A 21,794-nucleotide genomic window follows, 5' to 3' on the forward strand; every position below is an offset into this window, starting at 1 on the left:
TGCGTGCCGCAAACGGCACGCATGCCCATCGATAAGCAATGAGGAACGAGAAGCATGGCTCAATCCACTGTGAGCGCCACGCGGGACGCAGGCGCCGAGGGCGGCGCGGCTTTGAAAGCGTTGCGCCGGATCGGCGCGCATCTCGCGCCGTGGCTCGCGCCGCTCGCGATTCTGCTGGCGTGGGAATTCGCCGCGCGCAGCGGCGTGCTGTCGACGCGTGTGCTTCCCGAACCGCTCGCGGTCGTCAAGGCCGCGTGGTCGCTGATCCAGTCCGGTGAAATGTGGGCGGACGTGAAGGTCAGCACGTGGCGCGCGGTGTCGGGTTTTGCGATCGGCGGCGGGATCGGCCTCGTGCTCGGACTCGCGACGGGCCTGTTCAAACCCGCCGAGATCGCGCTCGACTCGACCGTGCAGATGATCCGCAACATCCCGGCGCTGGCGATGATTCCGCTCGTGATTCTGTGGTTCGGCATCGAGGAGGAGGCGAAGGTGTTTCTCGTCGCGTTGGGCGTGTTTTTCCCGATCTACGTGAACACGTTTCACGGCATCCGCTCGGTGGATGCCAACCTGATCGAGATGGCGCGCAGTTATGGCGTGAAGGGTTTCGCGCTGTACCGGCATGTGGTTCTGCCGGGCGCGTTGCCGTCGATTCTGGTCGGGGTGCGCTTCGCGTTCGGGCTGATGTGGGTCACGCTGATCGTCGCCGAAACCATTTCCGCGCAATCGGGCATCGGCTACATGACGATGAACGCCCGCGAATTCCTGCAAACCGATGTGGTGGTGGTCGGCATTCTGCTCTACGCGGCGCTCGGCAAACTCGCGGACGTGCTGGCCAAGAGTCTCGAGCGCGTCTCGCTGCGCTGGCATCCGGCCTATCAACGAGGAGCGAAATCATGAACGCAACGACCTTGTCCGCGTCGTTCGGCGGGATTGCCGGCAGCGATCTCGAAGCCGAGTTGGCGCACGATCGTACCGTCGATCATGACGCGCACGAAGCCGCGGACGTCGAGTACGCCGAGGCGACGCATCATCATCAAGCGCGCGCCGCTGCGGGACTGCCGGCCGGCGCGCTCGCGCGCAACGACGCCCGCCGTGCCGCGGATTATTCGGTGGAATTGCGTGGCGTAGGCAAACGCTACGGCGAGCGCCAGGTGCTGTCCGATTTCGATCTGTCGATCGAGCGCGGCAGTTTCGTGGCGATTGTCGGCCGCAGCGGCTGCGGGAAATCGACCTTGCTGCGGCTCGTCGCCGGGCTGGAAAAGACCACCGCGGGTGTGCTCGAAAAGCGCACCGAAGACGGCGGCCCGATCGATACCCGCATCATGTTTCAGGACGCGCGTCTGCTGCCCTGGAAGAGCGTGCTGCAAAACGTGATGCTCGGCCTCGGCCGCAGCGCGCGTGAGGACGCACGCGCCGTGCTCGCCGAAGTCGGCTTGCTGGAGCGAGCCAACGACTGGCCCGCGCAACTGTCCGGCGGTCAGCGTCAGCGGGTGGCGCTGGCGCGGGCGCTTGTGCATCGGCCGCAATTGTTGTTGCTCGACGAGCCGCTCGGCGCGCTCGATGCGTTGACGCGTATTGAAATGCACGCGCTGATCGAGCGCCTGTGGCGCGAGCATCAATTTACCGCGCTGCTGGTCACGCACGACGTGCATGAAGCCGTGGCGCTCGGCGACCGGATCCTGCTGATCGAAGAAGGGCGCATCGCGCTCGATCAGCCGGTGCCGCTGGCGCGTCCGCGGGCGCGCGCATCGGCGGGTTTCGCCGCACTCGAAGAACATGTGTTGCAACGCGTACTGAAGACGGCGCCGAATGACGACGCGCTGTCTCATCAGGCGTACGACGCACGTGACGAAGGCCGTCTCAGGCGGCCGACAGAGGTCCGTTGGGCCGTCTGACATTGCTTGACTGACTGTTTCTAAATCGCTTCTCTGGAGTCACTCGATATGGGCATTTCCGCAATCAACGTACGCAATCAGTTCAAAGGCAAGGTCAAGGAAATCATCCGCGGACCCGTCGTGTCCGAAGTCGATGTGGATACGCCCTTTGGTATCGTCACCTCGGTGATCACCACGCGCTCCATCGACGAACTCGAACTGACGGTCGGCTCCGAAGTGATCGCGCTCGTGAAGTCGACGGAGGTGTCGATCGCGCGCCTGTGAACCTCGCGCTATTTCGCGTTCGCGCCGCTGGCAGGCGGCTCGTGCATCATTTTGTCGTTGGTCGGCTGGCGTGGACGCTTGATCGGCATATTGTCAGGATTGCTCGAGCCGCCTGAGCCGGAGCCGGCCTCGGGCGGCTTGGCCATCGACGCGTTGTCGTTTAGCGGCGCTGCCTGTGCCGGTGTTTGCTGCATTTGGCCCGGTTTCGCCGTCTGTGCGAATGCCATCGTGCCGTTTGTGCCGTTTGTGCCGACGCCTGTGGCCAGCGCGACGCCCGCTATCAACGCCACCCATCTGCTTCGCTCCATGTCCGTCCTCCTTCGCGACACCGCCTGACGGTTTCGCCGCTGCTACGCTGGCGGGATGACCTCCGCCACGCAACTCGCGTGCCGCGACGCGCGCCTGCATACGTCCCCGAAACTTGCTAGGATGAATTGAGCATGTAGACGGAGACGGCCATGTCAAAGTCATTGAGTCCCGAAGCGGTGGAAGCCTTGCGGCGTCTGAACGACGTCGGCGTCGGAAAGGACGCGCCGAAGTTGGCGCAGTCCATTACAGCCGAATTGCTGGCCGGCGGCCTGGTTGCCGAGGCGAGCGGCGGCGACGTCGAAATCACCTGCAACGGTCGGCAATATCTTTCTGGCGATTGCGATTGATCGTCAGCGCGAGGTCGGCCTGACGTCGGGCCGAATCGATCCGCGAGCCGTCGAGCGTGCTCGCCGGACAAGTCTGGCCGTCACATTGGCGGCGACACCACGGAGGCGAACATGGAGCCGAAGGGTCTCGACATGGGGGACTACCAGGAGCGCTATCAGGACTACGACATCGAGGTCGCCGTCGAACAGGTGCTGACGGGCGTCAAAGCGCATTTTCGGGTGTTGCGGGGCGAGGCGGTGGTGATCGAGTGGCGGCTCGTGCATATCCAGAGCTTATGGTGCACCGAGCATGCGGCAGCCGAGGCGGGCTTCCGGGCGGCGCGCGAAGTGATCGACGCGGGCGGACTTGCCGCCTCGCCGCACGTTCCTTCCGCACCTGGGTGAAATTGCGCACGCGTTCGATTAAGCTGGCTGTCCCGCCATGACTAGCAGGAGACCGCTGTGCATCTTGCGCGTGCTATCCCGATCATCCGTATCTTCTCCGAGGAAAAAGCCCGGGAGTTTTACGTGGACTTTCTCGGCTTCACCGTCGAATGGGAACACCGGTTCGAAGAGAATTTCCCGCTCTACGCGCAGGTGCGGCGCTCCGATCTGATCCTGCATCTGAGCGAGCACCATGGCGACGCGACGCCGGGGTCGACGATTTTCGTGCCGATGCAGGACATCGACGCGTTTCATGCCGAACTTCAGCGCAAAGACTACAAATACGGGAAGCCGGGCGTTGAAACGTTGCCGTGGGGAAGGGTGCTGGAGACGGTCGATCCGTTCGGCAACCGGATCCGGTTTTGTGAATCGCCGAAGGGCGAATAGGCGGGCGCTCAGTCGTTGAGCGGTGAAACGGGCGTCCCGATGCGCTTGCAGTGCCGCGTAAACGCAACTGGGCGCCGGCATCGATACTGCATGCGCGGCGCCCAGTTTACCGGTTGCCCTCGTGAGGCAGCCGGTTCAACGGCAACTGCTTAGTGGCCGAAGAAAACCGATTGCGGGCCGGAAACCGGCTCTTTGGCACCCGATTGCGACGACACGTTGTTCACGCCGCCGTAGGCATTCGATCCAGCGTTGGCGCGTTCAGCTGCGACGGTTTGTGCGTTCTGGCCTTGTTGCGAAGCCGGTGCGCCGACCGACGGACGGTAGGACGGTGCCGGGCCGTAGCCGCTAGCAAAGGCGGGAGCAGCGATCGAGGCAGAAACAGCAACCAGCAGGGCGGCGATGAGCTTGGTCTTCATGGTGTGACTCCGATAACGTTTCGACTTCAGTTCAGGAAGGCGTCGCAGGGGGCCGGTGAGGTGTGTCTGCAACGTCGATGTGAGGCAGTGTATACCCCTACTATTGAAAATTTGTGCCGATAATCTGAAATTACTGTTCTTGATTCTGAAATAATCGGCTGAAGGTAGGCGGGACAGGCCTCGGCGGTGGTCCGACCCCACGGGCCAAGCGGTTTGGGGCGCCAAAGACCCGGGTTGCGGTGCGGGTTAATCGCGATGGATAGCGTGGTGCGAATCGAATTCAGGTTTGAATTCGTCGCCTTGGAGAGCACTTCGATGGACCTGTGGATTCAACCGTGCGCGGACTGCTTCGAGCTTTATGGCTTGCCGGCTGCCGATCGCCCGCATGACAACCTGACGTTGAATAGTCGTGGGGCGGTGAAGGACGAGCGGGCGGAGGAGCACTACACGTGCGTGCGTTGTGGAGCGGCGTTCGCGCGCATCCTTGCCGGTGAGCCTCGAATGCAGATATGGATGCTGCTGAACGCGGGGCAGCACTAATGGCCGGTCCGTTCCGCGAGGGGCAACCGTTTCACATGCCGTCGTAAACCCGCTGTAAAGTTTTCGGCGCGGCTGCCGAAAACGGGAGCATGAAATACTTCTTCGACTACAAGCTCGCCGATCGATACGGCTATGGGATGGCCGTGTATATCGCCGCTGAGACTTCCGATTTGCAGCGCGCCATCGATTTGACGAACGCACGACGCCTGCGCGCCGGCCGACGCCTGCTCGAAGACGCGCGAATCGAGGACGTGCTGTCGGCCATGCTCAATACCGGGATGTTGAGGGCTAGAACGGATGAGGGCGGAACAAACGTTTCGGGGACGACTCGCTGACGCCCGGCGTTTTGGTGTCAAACAACTGAAGCGCGGGCGACAAGTATCGCGCCCGGGCCGGCGAATTCACGCCTTGCGGTAAAATCGGTGTTTTGAATCAAGCCGTCTAGCCGCCCATGTCTTCACCTCACACTCCCAGTCCGCGCCGCGTATCGGTCGCACCCATGATGGACTGGACTGATCGTCATTGCCGTTCCCTGCATCGCGTGATCTCTCGCCATACGTGGCTGTACACGGAAATGGTGACGACCGGCGCGCTCTTGCATGGCGACGTGCCGCGCCATCTCGCTTTCACGCCCGAAGAGGCGCCGGTCGCTCTGCAACTCGGCGGCAGCGAACCCGACGACCTCGCGCGCTCGGCGAAGCTGGGCGAGCAATGGGGCTACGACGAAATCAATCTGAACTGCGGCTGTCCGTCCGAGCGCGTGCAACGCGGCGCATTCGGTGCGTGCCTGATGAACGAGCCGCAACTCGTCGCCGACTGCGTGAAGGCCATGCGCGATGCGGTGTCGGTGCCGGTGACCGTGAAGCACCGCATCGGCGTGGATGCCGTGGAAGAGTATGGATTCGTGCGCGATTTCGTCGGCACGATTGCGGACGCCGGTTGCAATGTGTTCATCGTGCATGCGCGTAACGCGATTCTCAAGGGATTGAGCCCGAAGGAAAATCGCGAGATTCCGCCGCTCAAATACGAGTACGCGTATCAGTTGAAGCACGACTTCCCGCATCTGGAGATCATCATTAACGGTGGCATCAAGACGCTCGATGAAGTCGAGACGCACCTGCAACACGTCGACGGCGTGATGCTCGGGCGCGAGGCTTATCACAATCCGTATGTGCTGGCCGATGTCGATGCACGCTTCTATGGTTCGACGGAAACGCCGCTCACGCGCGAGCAGGTCGAAGCGAAGTTGATCGAGTATTGCGCCGCTGAGATGGCGCGTGGTACGTATCTCGGCGCCATCACGCGCCATGCGCTCGGCCTCTATCGCGGCGAAGCGGGTGCGCGTGGATGGCGACGCGTGTTGTCCGATAGCAAGCGGCTCGCCGCGCGCGATCTGACCATCTTCGACGAGGCAAGACAGCATCTGCGCGAGCCTATCGAAATTTTTGAATAAAGGACTAGGCAAGCGGGATTCTTGTTCGTATAATCTCGTTTCTTCATTGACGAGCCAAGTTTTACGGCAAGTCAGGCAGATGTCAGTGGTGGCTGTAGCTCAGTTGGTAGAGTCCAGGATTGTGATTCCTGTTGTCGTGGGTTCGAGCCCCATCAGCCACCCCAAAGAATTCAGCAGTATCAAGCAGTTAAGCATTAAGAGCCGTTCCGGATTATGAAAATCGGAACGGCTTTTTTGTTTTCGGAACGGAGACTCCGATGGGCGGTAGGAGAACACGGCGCGCGGCTGCAAAAAAAATACTCGCAGGATCGCGAGGCAACTCGGTTTCCGGTCGGATTCGTTTGCTCGGAGAGTCCGGTACAACCCTGATTTATCGGCCCACGGCGGCCGATGCATTAGACGCGGAGTTTCGGCCTATCGTGTCGATGGACCGCGGCGTGACGCTATACAAGTATCTCCCGCGCCAATATGCCGAGGATCTTGTGCGAGACGGCTCTACCCGGGTGGGCACGCTGTACGACTTCAGACGCATAGAACTTGGCGCCGGCGTCGCGGATCCGGAAGAAGGATTGCTGCAGGTGAGTCGCCAAATTGGCGGCGAGCCTCACTACTTCCCGCCCGGAACGAAAGAAGGGGCGGCGATGCGATTTTTCGGAATCGAGGGTGATGCCTCTGTCCAAAACATCCAATTCCGGCGCGTGCTCGAGCATCCGGACGTTTTTGTTTGGTGTTGCTCTACTGAGTTTTCCGCTGACGTCGAGCAGTCTTTAGAAGGCGCTGAGGCATGCGTTGAGATCCGCGCTGCTGGAACTTTCTTTGACGAATTGACGCGCGCACTGAATGCAGTGCGGCCAGTTGAATTCCTCGGGTTCAGAGAGGTCACGTATACCCCGCGCAATCAGACTTGGGAGTCTTACTCTCCTGATATGTCCGCAGCGTTTGTGAAAGACCCCGGATCATATGGCGCCCAAAATGAAGTGCGGGCCGTATGGCGTTCTCTCGACAAAAACCCCATAAGGCCGGAGTTTCCGCGCAGCGCCGCCCTCACCGAATTCTGCGCGATTCGTGAGGTATAAGGCACTCACCGTCGTTTCGGGCGCGGTGGGGCTGCGGTTGAAAGTCACTCCGTCGCTCGCGCGGCTTTTGCTTTGCGTCGGTCGTAGTGGCGATGCGTCGTGCTCGGACTCGCGTGCGCAGCGAAGTCGTAAGCATCGTCATCCCGGTTTTCTAGCTTCGCAGTGATCGCCGTGGGGCGAATGTCGAGCATCGAAAAATACGCGGGATGGTTCGTCAGTTGCAGCTCGACACTGTTGTCGATCGGGTTATCGCGGCGCTTCGCGATGCGTTGCGCGACCTCGCGCTTCTTCTTCTCCTCAAACTCTTTGGCGATCGCCGGCTCGAATGCGCCGATGTACGCATACATGGCGTCCTGCCACACCGATCCCCAACCACTCTTTGAATACGGCTGGCCGCGGCGATTCGGAAACAGGAATAGGCTCTGCACCTTGCGATCGCGTTTCGCGCGCTCGACGACCACGCGCAAGCGCGTCGACCAGTACCGAAGCTTCTGCACTTCCGCTTCGCCCTTTTTGCGCTTCGCGTTCGTGACCCGCACGCCGGCATCCGTCAGGCCCGACATGTGGAACGGCCGGATCTCCGCGGCGCGAAAGCCGGTCAGGTAACAGAACATCGCGGCGAGTCCCATCGTCCGGTATGCCTGATCTTGCCGAAGCGCCCACAGGTAAAACCGGACGACTTGCGAACGCTCGACGACGCGCACGTCCTTCTCCGCCTGGTTCTGCATCATGCCGACGAACGGGTTCTGCTTGATGACGCCCCAGCGAACGGCGTAATTGCAGATGGTCTGCATCAGGGCCATGTCTTTGTTCGCGCCGATCGGCGCGCCGGCCTTCGCGCGCTGGTCGAGGTATTGATAACCGTGGAAGGTTTCGAGCTTCTTCGGGTCCATGCGCCCGAAAAACTTCGTTAGGCGGTCGCATGCACCTGCGCGCACCGCCAACCCTTCTTTCGACTGGTCGCGAAAGTGCGTCGGCGCAATGTCCGTTTTGAAGCGGTCGATCATGTCGGCGACCGAACCCGAGAGGATTTGGCCTGCCTGAATGTCGAGTGCCTTGCGCTTCGCGCTGCGCTCGGCTGCGATGATTTCCGCCCGATCGCCGAGCTTCGCCGACGTCAGCGTCTCGCTGCGGCCGTCCGGGTACTTGTACCAGAAGGAGATTTTGCGCACGCCATACCGCTTGTACAGGCGATCAATGCCCGTAGATTCGTTCGTCGCGACGTGCTTCTCACGCGAAGGCTTGGAGGTTCGGGCCGGCATCGTATTTTGTTGACTTCGTGTCTGTGGAGAGGCCGAGCTTACGGTCGCGATACTCGCGCGCGACTTTCGGCAAGCCATTCTTGTCGACGACGAATCGCCAGTGGTTATCAGTGAGCCAATGTGCCATGGCGGCGCGCTGGTTCGGTTTGCAGCCGACTAGGTCGGCCAGTTCGTGCGCTGATAGGTAGTCGCTCAATTCACACCCCAGTGTTTGCGCGTGGTTTCTAGAACTCGTTGTGCTGCTGTTTTGGCTTAATCAGTATTGACGTTTTGCGATCAGTTCTGCTTCGACCCTATCTGAATGACCTATGCTTATTGCATACGTCGGTTGTATTCGAGTGGGAGGGCGAAATGGAACAGTGCCTTGCTTGCAAGACGTTGATCGGAAGAGCGTCAACAGTCCCCCCACACGAAAAACTCAAGTGCTCCGGGTCGGGTGTTTTTGGTACGCCCAAAGAGCCGATAACCCGCTACATGCTTTATCGATGTAGTTCATGCGGTTGCTGGATGAAGCAAAACACATCCGATGGATTACCGGCCGGCCTTTGGTGGACCTGCGAGTCGAGCGATCCTGTCCAGCAATTCCCTGAGCGCAAGCCTCCCGACCATGAGTGGAGGAAGGCGGTACTTGCCTCAGTGCTGGGGCGACCCCGATAGCCGCGCAGAGCGAGCCATCCTTCGTCGTGCCTAAGCACCACAGCCGCGCGCCGGCATGGATCAGCACGCGGCCGCGAAAGCGCGTCGACCACGTGCGGTTCTCGATGTCTTTGTGACCCTTGACGATCAGCCACGCCCATGGCTGGCGGATAGAAAGTGCCTTCATGCTAGGATTCCCCTAAATCGCCAAGGAGACGACCGTGACTAGCCAGCTTTCCGAATACAGGCCCGGCATCGAGATCCATGCGAACGTGCCGAATACCCCCGGGCAAGCTAGCTTCACCGGATGGATAGTGATCACTGATAGAACGAACGGTTCTCAGGTCACAGAGACGCTCGTCACTCCGAACTGGACCAAACCCGCGAACACCGCCGAAGAGGCGTGTCGAATCCTGATTCAATATGGCAGGGAAGTGATCGAGGGGATCGCCCACGGCGGTGATTTCGTCAATAACGGGTGACGGAGAGATTCGCTTCACACCGTACCTCCCGGAAATTCGTCATGCGTGCGCCCGTCGAGCGTGCGGCCGGCGGCGCGCTTGCCAACACGACGGATGGTGCTGCCATCTTCAAATTGGTGATGCACACCGGCGCCGGCGACCTCGCTGACCGATAGCCACTCGCCGTTCTGCTTGAACAGGAACGGCACTCGGGCCGATGCGCACTGGTCGCGCAGCGATCGCGCCCATTGCGGATGCATCGGGCGCGCTGCCGGACCGCTTTCGCCGCCGACGATCACCCAATCGATTGAGTCGCGCATGCCGAAACGGTGAATGGGATCACTTTTGTAACCTGCGCACCTTCCGCAGTAGTCTTGCTCCATGTGCTCGCCCTGCACGAATCCGTGGCAATAGGGAAAACTTGGCGTCAAATACTCGCTGACGTCGACCGGACCGAGCAGCGGTTCGAGGCTCAGAAACTTCACCCGCGCGGGGGTCGCAAGCAGCTTCGGGATATCGCGATCGCCCTCTTCTTGATTGACCACCGTCGCGCCGAGCCAGACGTTGTCGCGCCCGGCGCACCAGTCGTGGGACTTCAACATGTGCATGGCATTGCCGATGCGCTTCGTCAGCAGTAGCCAATTGAGGTGTGGCGTCAGCTCGATAAGGTCCTGCAGATCGATGCGCCACGCCGGGTCGACCGCATTGTCGAACACGTCGGCGAGCGACGCGCAGAAGACCCGCTGGCGCCGGCCGTGCTCGGCGAAGAAGGCCGCGTGATTCGCGTTCCACTGAAGCGGCTTACGCCAGTTAGCCTTTGACGTGCGGCGCCGCGGCGCGCCGGGCCCCCAATTGATTGCGGTACCGCCAGCGAAGCGCGCGTTACGAGCCTCGGCATAGCAGTGGTCACAGCCGGGGCTTACTTTCTGGCATCCTTCCCACGGGTTGAAGGTGTGATCGGTCCATTCGATTTTGCTGTTTTGACTCATGCTACGATTCCTCCCAAAACACGGGGCGAACAATGGAAGAAAGTAACGATTCGAAGCAGTTTCGAGAGACGGCTATCGCAATTGGCGGGTTCGTACTCGGCATTGTTTTGGCCGCAGCTTTCACGCATATTCCGGGGTCGCCGTCCGAATGGGCCACTTGGGTACAGGCAATCGGCACCATCGTTGCTCTTGGGGTTGCTATCTACTTCCCTTTGAGCCAACGAAGGCAAAGTGACAAAGAAGCTGCCGCGCAACGGCTTGAACGGGCAAAACAGCAGATGTACGAGATTGAACGAATCGCGTACAAGATCCTGCGCGACACGCTGCGCCTCCTTACTCAGTTCAATCCGAGACAACCGGTCCAATTGGACGTCAGTGCGCAGCGGGAAGCCCTTGCAGCGATCGCCCAGGCTGAAAAAACAGAGTTCAGCGAGTACCGTCGCACCGTGCTTCGCGCGATGAGGGCGCATGTTGAGGACATTGCTGATTACTTTGGTAGCCCGCAGACGCCCCCTAACATCGAATGGTGGAATCCTCAGCAGAGTAAATGGATTCGGGCACCCGATAAGCTCATGGAGCAGGTTCGACAAGTCGGAGCGCGGGTTGCCGGCGGAGACCCAGATTAGGTATGGAGGCGAATCTTCCATCCGCTCGATTTTGCAGTGATCGCTCATACTACGATCCTGAAAATTATTATCGGGTCGATCATGAGAGATACGCAGCAGTGCGTCGCGCTTATCGGATATGGCATCTTGATCGGACTAGGTGCGATGTTAATTTGGCCGTTCGCACCCTTCAGGCATACGACAAAAGACTGGGTGGACGTTCTTTCGGCAGTTGGAACATGCGGAGCCGTTGTCGTTGCCCTTGGGTTTGGGATAACCCAAGAAGTGATCAGACGGAATGATTCCCTCGCAAAGGCGAAAATCGTTGGAGCGTACTTGACCCCACGTTTGGCCGTGGTGATGGACGCGGCCGTCAAAACGAGAGAAGCGCTTTTCGGCGACGCGGATGGAGTTACCAAGGGGATGCGCTGCCAAACTGCCGCTGAGCTCTGCCGGCCGATGGATTGGACGATTCCCCCAAATGATTTAGCTGCGCTGACGCCGCTCCCACGCGCAGCGGCCTTTAGATTGGCCCGCGCAATGGCTCTAATTAATACCGTTGCAGCGGATATAGCGCTGAAGGCTCGAGTAGCGCGCCCATTCGCCGTCAGTGGACGTCGACTTGAATCCGTGTTTGAAACTTGGGAGTTGCAATTGAATGACGGAATGCAACTGCTCGAAAAGTCACTTACCGAGCTTCTTGCGGTCAGCGCGGAGTTGACGGGCAAAGACAAATACCTAGACGCCGGTGCGCCAGACGCTACCCCATAAGCGTGACTAGTCATGGTATTACCGCTCATTCGATCTTTCCTTGCAAAGATGCGTCGCGGCGCGCAGCGAGAAACTTCGCCTGCCAGTCCATCGCATCCGAGTGCGAGCCCAGCTCACCAGTGACGCGACGGCGCATCGCCATGGCACCACATTGGCGCCATGTAATTTCGACAGCGCCGGCCGCGACCGCGGCGGCGCGTTTGCTGAGCGCAATGTCGTAATGGCTATCGTGACGCGGGGGCGCCTGGTGCCAGCGCCCGGCGACGCCGATTCGTTCGGCCATTGCGTGGAGCTCGTCGTCGGTGTCGGCGAGCATGTGACACATCACCATTCGGCCGAACCTTGCGAGCATGTCGTCGACGTAGACGGCCATGCTAGGATTTCTCGAAAAAACGGGATATCAAATGCGAAAGATAAACGTTGTCGATTGGGCTGGCGCGTTCGCGCTGGTCTCGATATCCGTCCTGTTCTTTATTTGGGCATGCAAAATTCTGCTCGGGGTGGAACATCATCAAGGATGGGACTGGAATGCCTTTGCAGCTTGGGGGACGTGGGTTGCCGGAATTGCCACTGTTGGAGCCGTCGTTGTTTCTCTGTTCCTCGCGAAGCAGGTTGACCGCAAAGAGCAACAAAAGGACTATGTCCGTGCAAGAATGACCGCGCTCCGTTACGTCGGGTCCCTGAGTGAACTTCACATCAAGCTCAATTTCGTGGAAGTTTGGGCAGAGGACCGTATGAAAGCTCTGTTCGACGGAAGTAGCGAACATAGCAACATAGAGCGTATCGCCGACCTCGCCCTGGCGGTCACGTTGGAAGATCTTGTGTTGCTCGCACCGATCAAGGGGAACTTTGCAATTCGATTGCATACACTTTCGCTGCTTCTCACCGGCAGCGCCGCCCACGCGGGCTCGGTGAACGGTGCATTGATCGCCCTTTACGACGCGCTCAACAGCAAAGACTCCACGCGAATTGGCGCATGTGACTCGCAACTCGAAATGGCGCTTTCGAACCTTGGCAAGCATGTTCGATTCGCTAAGGAAATATTGATACCCCTGCTGCACGAGTGTGGGAGCGTTGCCTATGATGCGTCGAGCTGGACATAACTGACGCGGCAATATCTCAAAGCCCCTTCGCTGCCCGGGTTTGCTGAGTTCTAGAATGCACATGTGACGTCGGTATCCTCAAAGGGACCGGGCCGAGGCCCTGCCAAACACACGCCGCGCTGATGAGAGGGTCAGCGCGCCGCACTACTTGATTCAGTGGTCGACGCAATTGCGGCGGCTTCTTGTGCGAGATTCGTGTAATACAGTTGCGCGATCGCGCGCGCGGCGGCGCGCATGAGGTGTGCGTCCGCGTCGTCGATCTGGAGAGCGGCGCGGATTAGCAGACGCTCAGCGATGCCGCCGAGTACGATCGGTTCGTTCGTATAGGCATCGGCGAACCGCTGTAGGGCCGCGACGGATCCGGACACGCTGTGGTATTCCTCGCGACCAATGCGGGCGTTGAGAAGCACCGTGAGTCCGGCGGCGCGGGCCTGTTCGAGAATGCTGGACATGGTCAGGGCCTCCCGGTGGTGGGGAAGGGCCATGCAGCTTCCAACGGCAGCGCTGCATGCGGTTCCTGTTGCTTGGCTGCGACCTTGCGTGCTGTCTTCTTAGCCGCCGGCACGTTCTTCACCGGAATTGGCGCGACGGTTTTCACAGGAGGGTCTTTTTCACGGCGGGGATCTTCTCGGCCGGGATCTTGACCTGCGCCTTCTTCGCCGGCGGCGTCTTTGCGCGCAAGAGAGAAGGGAGCCAGCCGGAATCGGCGAGCAGCTCTTCGGCCTTCTGTGCGAGCTCGGCCTTTTTCAGCTTGTCGGCCTGCTTGATCGCGATCTCGGCGATGCCAACCTCTTCGAGCGCTTCGATGATTACCGGCTTGGCCACCTGGCCGAGAAAGGACTTGCGCGTCGGTTGCCACCAGTCGGCCATGTTCAGACCGATCGTTTGCTCAACGTGCTCGAGCGGCCGCGCGTGATCGTTGCTGGTGGTGGTGTTGATGCAGGCCGCCGTGCAGAACGCGAGCAGCTCGACCACGTCGACCACGCTGCGCGAAGCCACGTAGTCGAAAATGGCGTTCGGATCCTCTGGCAGTTCGTCCAGCAGCTGCGTGCGCCGCTCGGTTAGCGCTGCCCACGCCTTGCTTTCTTCCATGTCGTCAGCGCTGGACGTGAGATTCGTGAGCTGCTCGGTCGGCGCGATAGAGAGGCCGCCGGATCCGAAATAGCCGGTATGGAGCACCCTTGCGAGCAGCGTCGAGCACAGCAGATCGAGCGCCACGCGCGGTGCTTCGAGAAGGTGTGCGGACATGGCGGCCGACCGGTTCGCTGTGAGCTTGCGCAGCAGTACTTCGCTATACGCGGGCTTCTCGTCTTCCACCGCTTCGCCGGCGGCGACGCGCTTCTCGCGTTCGGCCTTGACCTTCGCCTTCTCTTTCTCGGCCGCCACCTTCGGGTCAATCATGCCGCGGTGAATTTCCAGCATGCCTTGATGGTTGAGCCCCAGCACGACCCCAGAGGCTTTCATCTGTCGATCGCTGTAGGTTTCGAGCGATTCCTTGATCTTGTTGATCAGGTCGACGGCTCGCTCTGCTTTGTGCTCAAGCTCGTCTATCTCGCCGTCAGTGATCTGATCTTCAGTGTCGGCGTTCTGAGCTTCATTGGCCGCGTTGGCGATCTCTTCAAGCGATGCGATCTCGGTCCGCTCCGCGGCAGTGAGTTCGCGCACCTTCGGTTTGCTCCGACCGTAAGCGCTGGTGACGCTATATCCCATTTCCGGTACCACTTTCACGAACGACCAGCCCTCGGCTTTGAGCTGGTCGGCCACGGCCTGCAGCTTGCCCGCTGCGAGCGTATTCATGAGCGTCATGTCTTCGACGTAGCTGCTATTTTCGGTGCCGAAAAGATCCCGCACCACGCGGCCGCCGGCGGCTTCGTATGCGTCGACGCCGACGAACTTGGCCACTCGCTCGCCGCTCACCTGCAGCTTGCCCGCCATCAGCGCGTCGCGCAGGCTGCTGCCGCTGCGCTGGTAGGGATATTGCGTACCCTTCCATACCTTCAACTGCAGCTTGCGATCTGTGGTCAGCGTGAACGCCTGCAGGGCGTCGAGCGTCATTTCACCCTTACGGTAGATCTCGATGAGCTCGGGCGCCACATCCGAAAGCGCGAGACGCCGGCGCACAACGAGAGGCGTCACTCCGAATTGCGCGGCGATATCTTCGACCGGCGTGCCTTCCTCGGAAAGCACCTTGAACGCATAAAACTCGTCCGCCGGATGCATCGGTTCGCGGGCACTGTTCTCGGCGACACTCGCGGCCAGCGCGTGCTCGGGACTCGTGAGCAGGCAGAACACGGGGTGATCGGCCGGCACTTTGCCCTGTTGCTCGAGCAGCTTGAATGCGCGGTACCTCCGACCGCCGCCGACGGCGCCGTGATCGCCGTCCTCGGGAATGACGATCAGGTTCTGCAGCTGACCTTGCGAATCCAGCAGCGCGGCGAGCTCAGTTACATCGCTCTTATCGTCCGGGCGTGCGTTGAGCGGCGAGATATGCAGCTTGTTCAGCGGCACCGTAATGAGGCGGCCGTCGACGGTCTGTTTTTTCATGGCGGTTGAGTTGCCTGTTAATGAGTGGTGTGCGGCGTGACATCTGCCGAGTTGAAGATCGCGCCGAGGATGCCGGTCAACCCGCGATCGCTGAACTGCGACGCCGGCGGTACCGGTTGCGAAAGACGCTCGCGCATCAGGTGCAGTGCGCGGCGCCATGCCTCATTGGTCTGCGGCGAATCGAGCCACATCGGGATCCAGTTGCCGGCGCTATACGCGGCGTCATAGCGGCGCAGCATGGCGGCGCGTGTCATGCGAACGGGGACAGCGACAGTGAGGTCGTCCTCGCGCAGCACATGCTCAACGCCCATGGCGAACCCGACGTGCGGCAACGTCCATCCATCGAACTGGATGGAGTCGATGAGCTGCCCGTCCTCGCCGAGTGCAGCGATCGACTGAAAATAATCACTCGGCCGCGAGTCGTTGAATATGAAGATCGTTTTCATGGCTTGAGTCCCTTCGTGTGGTGCGTCACGCGCCGACGCCTGGCGGCGCGCACATGTGCGCGAACGAGTCGATGTGCTTCGTGAAGCGAAATGCTGTTTGCCTGCAGATCCGCGAGCAGTTGCCAGAGAGTCGGTGTTTGCCTGCGTCGCTGCATGACGAATCCTGAAAAAAACGGGCGCTGTGAGAGCCGCCCCCAAAGCTCGCCGACCGGGGGGGTACAACCGACGAGGAGACCACCGAGAAATCATTTGCGCAGCTCGACAAGCGTCATCAGCGCGCGGAAGTGTTGAGGCTTCAGCTCGACCGTGCAGGCTTCGGTCTGGATGGTGATATCGCCGTCAGGCCAGCAGAGCAGCCGCACGTCGCCGACGAAGACCACGAACTCGGGCTTGCGCGCGAGCACCGGCGCAGGCTCACTTGCTGGTGCTGGTGCTGGTGCTGGTGCTGGTGCTGGTGCTGGTGCTGGTGCTGGTGCTGGTGCTGGTGCCGGTGCTGGTGCCGCATCGACCAACTTCGGCGCGCGCGGCTTGCGCATCGCGACGATTGCCGAAGCGGCTTCGAAGTGGCTGACCGCGACCGGTGGCCCCTTCGCTGCGACGTTTGGCTTCGCGGCGACCTCGATGCCAATGCAGTACTTCCCGCCGTCGCGAACGATCCGTCCTTCCCGAAGAGCTGCGGTTATGAAGGGCATAATTCCTCCCTTTGAGGTAATGCCGAGTGCCTTGCACAGATCGCCCGCCGGCGACGGACCGTGCTCGCGCAGATATGCGATTACCTCTTCGGCGCGCGTGACGCGCTTCATCTCAGGAGCTCCGACCGGCGTCGCTTTGTGAAGCCGGCTGAGCGGATTAGCCCATGGGCCCGTTGGCGCGGCGCCTTCGTGCGCAATCCCACCGACGTCGGCGTCGGTGACTGCTTCCACGGTGTCCGCCGGCCCTGCCGCACGCGGGAACATGTTGGGGTGGTCGACGCTCTTCACGACAGGTGCTCCACGAGCGCGGCGGTGCTGTGGCGCGGGAAGAAGCGCGTTGCACGTGCGACCATGGTGTCGAGCTCGAGCTCGAGCACGGCCTGTTCGCTCGCCGCGTGCGCGGTCCTATATAGAGCGGGCAGCGCGCTTTCGAAGCTCTCGCGCACTTCGTCGCGCGTCGCGCAGCGATTGTCGCGGTACCAGAAGACTTGTTCAGCGTCGCCGATGCGCAGCTGAACGACGTCGGCGCCCGGCAGCACCTCATAGCTACGCGTCACCCAGACCATTACGACGCCGGCACCGCGGTGGCTCGAGAGACCGGCAGCTTTATATTTCGCGCAGTCCTGATGCGCCGGCGCAGAACCGCTCAGGCGATTGACCGCTGCGGTGGGCCGCAGGATGAATGCCTTGTACTGACCGAGCGCTTCGCCGCAGATGGCGCACCGCTTGTAGTAATGGCAGGCGGCGAGGTCCAGTGACGGCGCATCAGCCGCGGGCGGCATGGCGCGCAGTCGCACCGGTACCGCTGGCGCACCCTTACGAAGAAGCATGCTCATAGCGCTTCCTAAACCGGAGGCACGACGCGACCGCGCCTCAGGAAGAGCCCGGTCATCGTTCGCGGGGGCGGGTGGGTTGAAATCAGTGTCGAAGGTGCGGTCGAAGCGACTGGCGGCGCTCGTGAGCGTCCAGGCAACGGAGCCGAAAGCGACGAGGGCGGACCCCACATAGCCGAGTGTGTTCATCGTGTCAGTCCTCATCGATGTCGTTGGCGGCGCGCCGTTTGATGTCGACGCATTGATCGTCGAACCCGAGCGATGTCTGGTCGCCGAGCTGGCTGCGCGGCTGCGAGCTGCGACGTGCTTTCGGGTTCGGATGGAGCTGGGCGCGCACGGCAGCCTGAACGGCGGCGCGCACGGCAGGCGAGAGGAGCGCTTCATCGGGCTCACCCTCGACGCCGAGCGTGCGGCATGCCGGCGCGAGCAAGTCATCGGGGAGACGGGTGGGAGTCGGTCGCATGGCCGTTCTCACAGGCACCGAGTGAACGAGCACGCGGAATGTCTAGCGGCCTCACGGTCCTGGTACTGCATATATCCGGTGTAGAGCAGGTAGACGAAGAGCACGCCGAGCACGGCGAGGATGTTCCGGACGATCCGAAAAGCCGACTTCACAGCGCGCGCGCCGCGCCGGGTGTTGCCGGTGGGTGTTGCTGACTGTTGATGGGCCATCACTGCTCCGCATGTTGGCGGGCAATTCCTTCGCGTGATAATGAGAGTGCCGAACTCGCAAACGGCATTTCATTGACCACTTTCAGAAGGAATCACCCATGGACGAAACAACCGAACTCAAACTTCGCGTTGAGGCGCTGGAGATTGCGTTGAAGGCTGCACTGGCGGAGTCGGCCGATGTGGCGAGCGTTGCTCGTCAGGCGCTCCAGAGTGAACTGGACGAGATTGCGAAAACGGAGCCGCCGCCTCGTGAGCCCGGCTTCCCGCGCGTGGTCGAGATGCTGCCGCGTAGTCCGCGACAGGACAGTCGGAAAGCTGCGCTAACAAGGCTTCTAAAGCTGCTTTCCTAGAAGCGCGGTGCCGGCGACCGACTTCCCCCGGCCCCTCGACACAGTCGGCAATTACACACAGTGCTCTAGATACCCGCGCTGCTACGAAGCGCAATGCATCGGCGGCGCGGCTGCGGGTTCTGTTGCTAACTGACTGTTGGTGGGCCATCGCTTGCTCCGTTGACTACGACCTGTTGGAGCGAATATTAGGCAATGCCATATCTCTTGTAAAGAGGCAATGCCATATTTTTTGCGCAAGACTGCCTCATCGCCATATGGCGACGGTTTGAGGCCAAGGGGAAAGATGAGTGGCGGGCGTTACCCAGCGCGTCCCGAGTGCACTTCTACGAGGTGGTTTGAGACGGCAAGCACGAGCTTTAGGAGACTGATTGCTTGCGTCGGATTTGCCACGAGCGGCTGAGATTCAATCCGGCCGTCTTGATAGATATCGATGTGAAGGGATGTGGTGATGCATTTGCGCCGTGCTCTGTGTGCGCGCAATTCTGCTCTGCGCGCTGCACGGCGGTAGGAGGCGAGGTTAACCACTCTTGGGGTGGCGTCCCCGGCTTGTCGATCGTCCATTCTTTGCGTTCCCCCGGTCGGGTGCGAGTCCGAGATCCGCGAGGGCGTCCTCGACTTCTTTGTCCGAGGGCAATTCTGCAACCGCTACAGATTCTTCAATTCGCTGAGAAGCGCCTGAAATGGCTTTCTGTGCGTCACGTAAGGACGAAAGGATTGTGTGTATGGCGAGAAGCTTCTCTGTAGGAACGCCGGCGGCGTCGGCCTCCATTGCAGCGCGCGCGATCATCGCAACGGCGTTCGAGAAGGGCGAATCACCCATCTTTCCGTGCGCGAATCGACTCAACTCAACGTATTGAGGGTTCTTCATCAGGTTGACGAAGGTGCTTGTCTTTCCTCCGCCAGTCGCCATCGCGACGTACTCGAGGCCCCAATATTTTGGATCTGCGACGTCGCTAAAGTATTCGATCAAATCGGCAATGCGGTTTTTCGCGATGCGCCCGTATTTAATCCAGTCCTGCACAGACGCCGGTTTGACGCCCATAGCGTCCGCAAACGCCTTTTTCGTGACGTGTTTTCGTTCGATGGCGCGCGCGATGGCTGCGCCGAGTTCAGGGCCAGTAAGCATTGCCTAATTTGACCCGTAGAAGCCGTCATGCGGCAATGCCTTGCAAAGATGAGGCAATGCCATATAATTTGCCTCATGAGCGAATCCTCTTCCGAGGCTGTCCTGCGGGCCAGCAAGATTTTGGGCGGCAATGCCGCGCTTGCACGAGCGATCGGCGTTAAACCGCCTACCGTCCAGCAATGGGTGAACGGCGAGCGTCCCGTACCCCCCAGTCGCTGCGTGGCCGTAGAGCGGCTCACCCACGGCGAGGTCACACGGAAGGAATTGCGTCCCGATGACTGGGCCGAGTACTGGCCCGAGCTCGAACTGGCTGAGCAATCGCCGCACGAGGAGGGCGTCTGACATGCGGCGTATCCGATCGATGTTGGTGCCCGTGCGCGGGCAGATCCGCAAGCGTTCCGAGCGAGCGCCGCTTCCTGAGATGGGTGCATGGCTACCGTGGATTCGTCCGCACGAGTCGGAAATCGTGCGGTTTCGCGATCGGATAGCGACCCGCCTGCGGATGCAAGCGGGCCTCGAAACGTTCGAAACCCAGTTCATCGCGGATGGCCACACTGGCGATGAATGGAAAGAGCTGCTCGCGCAGCGCGAACGAGAAGTCAAGCACTTCCACGAGATTGGCCTACGCCCCGTGTTCATTGAAGGGCCACTACCAATCGCGGATCGCGGCTTAACTACTCTGCAGTCGGATGTCGACTCGCTGTCCCGAACGGAGTCTGCCTCTCGACCAGGTCCGCGAACTTCTGAACCGCGACCGCGGTTTCTCGAACGATTGTTTCGTTTGAGGTCGAGCCTCGAAGCGCGGCATTCACTGCGCGACGATCCAGCACGTTCGCGACCGCTTGCGCGGGGAGAGTGCCCTGCTCGTGAAGTGCTCGAATCAGCGCCATTAAAACAAGCATTGTTGCGTCTTTTGGCGGCTCGTCTTCTCGAGGCGATTCGTTGGTCGAAGCGGTCATGAGGGTTTCCCTTTGTTGTGAAGCGGTGCGTGTGGAAGCCACCGATTCTAAACGGGGTGTGAACCCTCACCAATTCTGTCGTGAGCCGCTGAAGCAAGCGCCCGGCGGCGAGTAAGTTTTCGGGGATTTGCATGGTGTCCATGCAAAAAATTTTCGACGCCGGCCGACCGGTGTATCAAGAGGTGTAACGATGACATTTCTCTATCGCGAAGATCCCAAACGTGCGGCGGGCGGCGCGCCTGGCGCCGACCCGCACTACGAAGAGCCGCGGTTGCGGTTTCTTCCGCGCGACCTGATCGACAGCTGCCAAACCTTCCGCGATGCATGCGTGCTCGCCTGGAAATATCGCCAGCACCCTGGCATGACCGAGACCTATCTCGCGTCCGTGTGCGATCTCACACAGCAGCATGTCTCCGAGTACTTCCAAGCCGCCGAGCGCGACGAGAAAGGGCGCAAGCGTCGCCAGTTGCCGGCCGACAAGGTCGGCATCGTGCAGCAGCAGCTCGGCAATTGCGCGATCGGTCAATGGCTCGCGCGCGACATGGCAGTGCGGCTAGTCGAGGAGTTCTTTGCTGTGGAGCACGCCCGGTGAAGGAAGGCGAAGCCAAGAGGCGAACACAAGAGGCGTTGCGTACTGCGAGCGCCAGAGCAGGGGACAACGAGGAAGGGGTGAAGGCCGAGCTGCTGAGAATGGTGCAACGCGAACCTGCGTTACAGGAAGCGTTCCAGATGCTCGGGATTACACGCCTTTGGGAATCACAGAATCTTCGTCATTGACCGGTGCATTCATGGATGTCCATCTGATTTCCACAGCGGCGCTGCGCGCCTTTGCGTTCGCAGGTATCGCGGTCGCATTCGTGCCGGCACTCGCGCGCAGTCGCGTGCCGTTCGGCGTCACGTTCGTCGTCGCACTCATGGCCACGGCAGTTCTCTGGAGCAACTGACGTGTCCCATCACCTCACCAATCTCACTTGGGATATCGACGGATCGAGCGCCGCATTGTCCGGTCACGGCCTGCTCGTGTTGCTTCGTCTGGCGCATCTGAGCACGCAAAGCACAGGCGAATGCGCGGTGTCGGTGCCCGAGCTGGCAGTCAAATGCCGCATGTCGGACAGCGGTGTTCGTCGCCAGATCAAGCTGCTCGAGGAGATGGGTCTCGTCATGCAGTTCCGCGAAGGACGCAGGACGTACTTCCGAATCGATGTGGCGCGTCGCGATGCCTGAGTTCAATAAGC

The 21,794-nt window shown here is 60.7% G+C and carries 37 protein-coding genes, 1 tRNA gene and 1 pseudogene; 21 read left to right on the forward strand and 18 right to left on the reverse strand.

The genetic code is table 11. The annotated features are described in order from the left end of the window. Positions 1 to 54 precede the first annotated feature (54 nt). The 3 genes from ssuC to HF916_RS35990 are packed head-to-tail and all read left to right on the forward strand — an operon-like array spanning position 55 to position 2,159. Positions 55 to 897, forward strand: a complete 843-nt coding sequence (ssuC, locus tag HF916_RS35980) for an aliphatic sulfonate ABC transporter permease SsuC (RefSeq protein ID WP_168793545.1) — start codon at positions 55 to 57, stop codon at positions 895 to 897. After that, positions 894 to 1,895 (forward strand): ATP-binding cassette domain-containing protein, encoded by a 1,002-nt coding sequence (locus HF916_RS35985; RefSeq protein ID WP_168793546.1) that lies wholly within the window; start codon positions 894 to 896, stop codon positions 1,893 to 1,895. The genes ssuC and HF916_RS35985 overlap by 4 nt, the downstream gene beginning before the upstream one ends. A 48-nt stretch (positions 1,896 to 1,943) precedes the next feature. Next, positions 1,944 to 2,159, forward strand: a complete 216-nt coding sequence (locus tag HF916_RS35990; protein WP_012432764.1) for a TOBE domain-containing protein — start codon at positions 1,944 to 1,946, stop codon at positions 2,157 to 2,159. Between the two features lie 8 nt (positions 2,160 to 2,167). Here HF916_RS35990 and HF916_RS35995 read toward each other — a convergent pair whose 3' ends face one another. Next, positions 2,168 to 2,467, reverse strand: a complete 300-nt coding sequence (locus HF916_RS35995; protein WP_168793547.1) for a hypothetical protein — start codon at positions 2,465 to 2,467, stop codon at positions 2,168 to 2,170. A gap of 150 nt (positions 2,468 to 2,617) precedes the next feature. On the opposite strand from HF916_RS35995, the gene HF916_RS36000 reads away from it, so the two are divergent. The 3 genes from HF916_RS36000 (at position 2,618) to HF916_RS36010 (ending at position 3,625) form a co-directional block, all read left to right on the forward strand. Then, positions 2,618 to 2,815 carry a hypothetical protein gene (locus HF916_RS36000; RefSeq protein ID WP_168793548.1) on the forward strand — a complete coding sequence of 66 codons (198 nt, stop codon included), beginning with the start codon at positions 2,618 to 2,620 and terminating at the stop codon, positions 2,813 to 2,815. Between the two features lie 111 nt (positions 2,816 to 2,926). Beyond that, positions 2,927 to 3,199 (forward strand): DUF6566 family protein, encoded by a 273-nt coding sequence (locus HF916_RS36005; protein WP_168793549.1) that lies wholly within the window; start codon positions 2,927 to 2,929, stop codon positions 3,197 to 3,199. Between the two features lie 57 nt (positions 3,200 to 3,256). Further along, on the forward strand, positions 3,257 to 3,625 hold the full coding sequence (locus tag HF916_RS36010; RefSeq protein ID WP_168793550.1) for a glyoxalase superfamily protein: 369 nt from the start codon (positions 3,257 to 3,259) through the stop codon (positions 3,623 to 3,625). 149 nt (positions 3,626 to 3,774) lie between these two features. Here the strand turns inward: HF916_RS36010 and HF916_RS36015 are convergent, their stop codons facing one another. Next, a complete protein-coding gene (locus tag HF916_RS36015; protein WP_168793551.1) occupies positions 3,775 to 4,041 on the reverse strand; it encodes a hypothetical protein in 267 nt (88 codons plus the stop codon). A 267-nt stretch (positions 4,042 to 4,308) separates the two neighbouring features. Between HF916_RS36015 and HF916_RS36020 the strand changes: the two genes are divergently transcribed. The 5 genes from HF916_RS36020 (at position 4,309) to HF916_RS36040 (ending at position 7,110) form a co-directional block, all read left to right on the forward strand. After that, entirely contained in the window at positions 4,309 to 4,581 is a 273-nt protein-coding gene (locus tag HF916_RS36020; RefSeq protein WP_240975817.1) for a hypothetical protein, read from the forward strand. An 89-nt stretch (positions 4,582 to 4,670) separates the two neighbouring features. Next, positions 4,671 to 4,916, forward strand: coding sequence for a hypothetical protein (locus tag HF916_RS36025; RefSeq protein WP_168793552.1), 246 nt, complete (start codon positions 4,671 to 4,673; stop codon positions 4,914 to 4,916). A gap of 116 nt (positions 4,917 to 5,032) precedes the next feature. Next, positions 5,033 to 6,034, forward strand: coding sequence for a tRNA dihydrouridine(20/20a) synthase DusA (gene dusA, locus HF916_RS36030; protein WP_168793553.1), 1,002 nt, complete (start codon positions 5,033 to 5,035; stop codon positions 6,032 to 6,034). Between the two features lie 88 nt (positions 6,035 to 6,122). After that, positions 6,123 to 6,198 (forward strand) — tRNA-His (locus HF916_RS36035). Between the two features lie 93 nt (positions 6,199 to 6,291). After that, a complete protein-coding gene (locus tag HF916_RS36040; RefSeq protein WP_168793554.1) occupies positions 6,292 to 7,110 on the forward strand; it encodes a hypothetical protein in 819 nt (272 codons plus the stop codon). A gap of 44 nt (positions 7,111 to 7,154) precedes the next feature. Here HF916_RS36040 and HF916_RS36045 read toward each other — a convergent pair whose 3' ends face one another. The 3 genes from HF916_RS36045 to HF916_RS49990 form a co-directional block, all read right to left on the reverse strand. Continuing rightward, the gene (locus HF916_RS36045; protein WP_168793555.1) at positions 7,155 to 8,282 is read right to left on the reverse strand and encodes a hypothetical protein; all 1,128 of its coding nucleotides are present in this window, start codon (positions 8,280 to 8,282) and stop codon (positions 7,155 to 7,157) included. 58 nt (positions 8,283 to 8,340) lie between these two features. Then, positions 8,341 to 8,568: a DUF4224 domain-containing protein gene (locus HF916_RS36050; protein WP_168793556.1), complete on the reverse strand. Its 228-nt coding sequence runs from the start codon at positions 8,566 to 8,568 to the stop codon at positions 8,341 to 8,343. 222 nt (positions 8,569 to 8,790) lie between these two features. Beyond that, positions 8,791 to 9,195 carry an ASCH domain-containing protein gene (locus HF916_RS49990; RefSeq protein ID WP_206002040.1) on the reverse strand — a complete coding sequence of 135 codons (405 nt, stop codon included), beginning with the start codon at positions 9,193 to 9,195 and terminating at the stop codon, positions 8,791 to 8,793. Positions 9,196 to 9,229: 34 nt separating this feature from the next. On the opposite strand from HF916_RS49990, the gene HF916_RS36060 reads away from it, so the two are divergent. Next, the gene (locus tag HF916_RS36060) at positions 9,230 to 9,490 is read left to right on the forward strand and encodes a hypothetical protein (protein ID WP_168793557.1); all 261 of its coding nucleotides are present in this window, start codon (positions 9,230 to 9,232) and stop codon (positions 9,488 to 9,490) included. Positions 9,491 to 9,504: 14 nt separating this feature from the next. On the opposite strand, the gene HF916_RS36065 is transcribed toward HF916_RS36060, so the two are convergent. Next, entirely contained in the window at positions 9,505 to 10,458 is a 954-nt protein-coding gene (locus HF916_RS36065; RefSeq protein WP_168793558.1) for a phage Gp37/Gp68 family protein, read from the reverse strand. Positions 10,459 to 10,490: 32 nt separating this feature from the next. Here HF916_RS36065 and HF916_RS36070 point away from each other — a divergent pair, with 32 nt between their 5' ends. Together HF916_RS36070 and HF916_RS36075 are read left to right on the forward strand one after the other, a co-directional pair. Then, entirely contained in the window at positions 10,491 to 11,084 is a 594-nt protein-coding gene (locus tag HF916_RS36070) for a hypothetical protein (RefSeq protein WP_168793559.1), read from the forward strand. Between the two features lie 36 nt (positions 11,085 to 11,120). Continuing rightward, positions 11,121 to 11,834, forward strand: a complete 714-nt coding sequence (locus HF916_RS36075) for a hypothetical protein (RefSeq protein ID WP_168793560.1) — start codon at positions 11,121 to 11,123, stop codon at positions 11,832 to 11,834. Positions 11,835 to 11,859: 25 nt separating this feature from the next. Here HF916_RS36075 and HF916_RS36080 read toward each other — a convergent pair whose 3' ends face one another. Further along, positions 11,860 to 12,150, reverse strand: coding sequence for a DUF4031 domain-containing protein (locus tag HF916_RS36080; protein ID WP_240975818.1), 291 nt, complete (start codon positions 12,148 to 12,150; stop codon positions 11,860 to 11,862). Positions 12,151 to 12,205: 55 nt separating this feature from the next. Between HF916_RS36080 and HF916_RS36085 the strand changes: the two genes are divergently transcribed. Then, positions 12,206 to 12,937 carry a hypothetical protein gene (locus HF916_RS36085; RefSeq protein ID WP_168793562.1) on the forward strand — a complete coding sequence of 244 codons (732 nt, stop codon included), beginning with the start codon at positions 12,206 to 12,208 and terminating at the stop codon, positions 12,935 to 12,937. A gap of 131 nt (positions 12,938 to 13,068) precedes the next feature. Here HF916_RS36085 and HF916_RS36090 read toward each other — a convergent pair whose 3' ends face one another. From HF916_RS36090 to HF916_RS36120, 8 genes and pseudogenes are all read right to left on the reverse strand, one after another. Next, positions 13,069 to 13,389, reverse strand: a complete 321-nt coding sequence (locus tag HF916_RS36090) for a hypothetical protein (protein ID WP_168792180.1) — start codon at positions 13,387 to 13,389, stop codon at positions 13,069 to 13,071. 142 nt (positions 13,390 to 13,531) lie between these two features. Further along, entirely contained in the window at positions 13,532 to 15,031 is a 1,500-nt protein-coding gene (locus tag HF916_RS36095) for a hypothetical protein (RefSeq protein ID WP_240975819.1), read from the reverse strand. A 201-nt stretch (positions 15,032 to 15,232) separates the two neighbouring features. Next, positions 15,233 to 15,481, reverse strand: a pseudogene (locus tag HF916_RS52155) (ParB/Srx family N-terminal domain-containing protein); the annotation flags it as partial. Between the two features lie 17 nt (positions 15,482 to 15,498). After that, the gene (locus HF916_RS36100) at positions 15,499 to 15,927 is read right to left on the reverse strand and encodes a hypothetical protein (protein ID WP_168793564.1); all 429 of its coding nucleotides are present in this window, start codon (positions 15,925 to 15,927) and stop codon (positions 15,499 to 15,501) included. 245 nt (positions 15,928 to 16,172) lie between these two features. Next, positions 16,173 to 16,850, reverse strand: a complete 678-nt coding sequence (locus tag HF916_RS36105; RefSeq protein WP_206002041.1) for a hypothetical protein — start codon at positions 16,848 to 16,850, stop codon at positions 16,173 to 16,175. A gap of 53 nt (positions 16,851 to 16,903) precedes the next feature. After that, the gene (locus tag HF916_RS36110; protein ID WP_168793565.1) at positions 16,904 to 17,641 is read right to left on the reverse strand and encodes a hypothetical protein; all 738 of its coding nucleotides are present in this window, start codon (positions 17,639 to 17,641) and stop codon (positions 16,904 to 16,906) included. Between the two features lie 4 nt (positions 17,642 to 17,645). Continuing rightward, complete coding sequence (locus HF916_RS36115; RefSeq protein WP_168793566.1) at positions 17,646 to 17,915, reverse strand: hypothetical protein; 270 nt, start codon at positions 17,913 to 17,915, stop codon at positions 17,646 to 17,648. A gap of 8 nt (positions 17,916 to 17,923) precedes the next feature. After that, a complete protein-coding gene (locus HF916_RS36120; RefSeq protein ID WP_168793567.1) occupies positions 17,924 to 18,124 on the reverse strand; it encodes a hypothetical protein in 201 nt (66 codons plus the stop codon). Between the two features lie 98 nt (positions 18,125 to 18,222). On the opposite strand from HF916_RS36120, the gene HF916_RS36125 reads away from it, so the two are divergent. Beyond that, positions 18,223 to 18,474 carry a hypothetical protein gene (locus HF916_RS36125; RefSeq protein WP_168793568.1) on the forward strand — a complete coding sequence of 84 codons (252 nt, stop codon included), beginning with the start codon at positions 18,223 to 18,225 and terminating at the stop codon, positions 18,472 to 18,474. Between the two features lie 517 nt (positions 18,475 to 18,991). Here HF916_RS36125 and HF916_RS36130 read toward each other — a convergent pair. Continuing rightward, complete coding sequence (locus tag HF916_RS36130; protein WP_168793569.1) at positions 18,992 to 19,600, reverse strand: hypothetical protein; 609 nt, start codon at positions 19,598 to 19,600, stop codon at positions 18,992 to 18,994. A gap of 75 nt (positions 19,601 to 19,675) precedes the next feature. Between HF916_RS36130 and HF916_RS36135 the strand changes: the two genes are divergently transcribed. Beyond that, positions 19,676 to 19,942, forward strand: a complete 267-nt coding sequence (locus tag HF916_RS36135; RefSeq protein WP_168793570.1) for a transcriptional regulator — start codon at positions 19,676 to 19,678, stop codon at positions 19,940 to 19,942. A 91-nt stretch (positions 19,943 to 20,033) separates the two neighbouring features. Here the strand turns inward: HF916_RS36135 and HF916_RS36140 are convergent, their stop codons facing one another. Both HF916_RS36140 and HF916_RS36145 read right to left on the reverse strand, forming a co-directional pair. Then, complete coding sequence (locus tag HF916_RS36140) at positions 20,034 to 20,213, reverse strand: hypothetical protein (protein ID WP_168793571.1); 180 nt, start codon at positions 20,211 to 20,213, stop codon at positions 20,034 to 20,036. A gap of 61 nt (positions 20,214 to 20,274) precedes the next feature. Next, positions 20,275 to 20,559: a hypothetical protein gene (locus tag HF916_RS36145; RefSeq protein WP_168793572.1), complete on the reverse strand. Its 285-nt coding sequence runs from the start codon at positions 20,557 to 20,559 to the stop codon at positions 20,275 to 20,277. Between the two features lie 190 nt (positions 20,560 to 20,749). Between HF916_RS36145 and HF916_RS36150 the strand changes: the two genes are divergently transcribed. The 4 genes from HF916_RS36150 to HF916_RS36165 are packed head-to-tail and all read left to right on the forward strand — an operon-like array spanning position 20,750 to position 21,783. Next, a complete protein-coding gene (locus HF916_RS36150; protein ID WP_168793573.1) occupies positions 20,750 to 21,151 on the forward strand; it encodes a hypothetical protein in 402 nt (133 codons plus the stop codon). Next, the gene (locus tag HF916_RS36155) at positions 21,148 to 21,336 is read left to right on the forward strand and encodes a hypothetical protein (protein WP_168793574.1); all 189 of its coding nucleotides are present in this window, start codon (positions 21,148 to 21,150) and stop codon (positions 21,334 to 21,336) included. The genes HF916_RS36150 and HF916_RS36155 overlap by 4 nt, the downstream gene beginning before the upstream one ends. A gap of 11 nt (positions 21,337 to 21,347) precedes the next feature. Continuing rightward, the gene (locus tag HF916_RS36160) at positions 21,348 to 21,503 is read left to right on the forward strand and encodes a hypothetical protein (protein ID WP_168793575.1); all 156 of its coding nucleotides are present in this window, start codon (positions 21,348 to 21,350) and stop codon (positions 21,501 to 21,503) included. Position 21,504: 1 nt separating this feature from the next. Beyond that, the gene (locus HF916_RS36165; RefSeq protein WP_168793576.1) at positions 21,505 to 21,783 is read left to right on the forward strand and encodes a helix-turn-helix domain-containing protein; all 279 of its coding nucleotides are present in this window, start codon (positions 21,505 to 21,507) and stop codon (positions 21,781 to 21,783) included. Positions 21,784 to 21,794 lie beyond the last annotated feature (11 nt).

Origin of the sequence: Paraburkholderia aromaticivorans (assembly GCF_012689525.1) — a bacterium.
Classification (GTDB): domain Bacteria; phylum Pseudomonadota; class Gammaproteobacteria; order Burkholderiales; family Burkholderiaceae; genus Paraburkholderia; species Paraburkholderia aromaticivorans_A.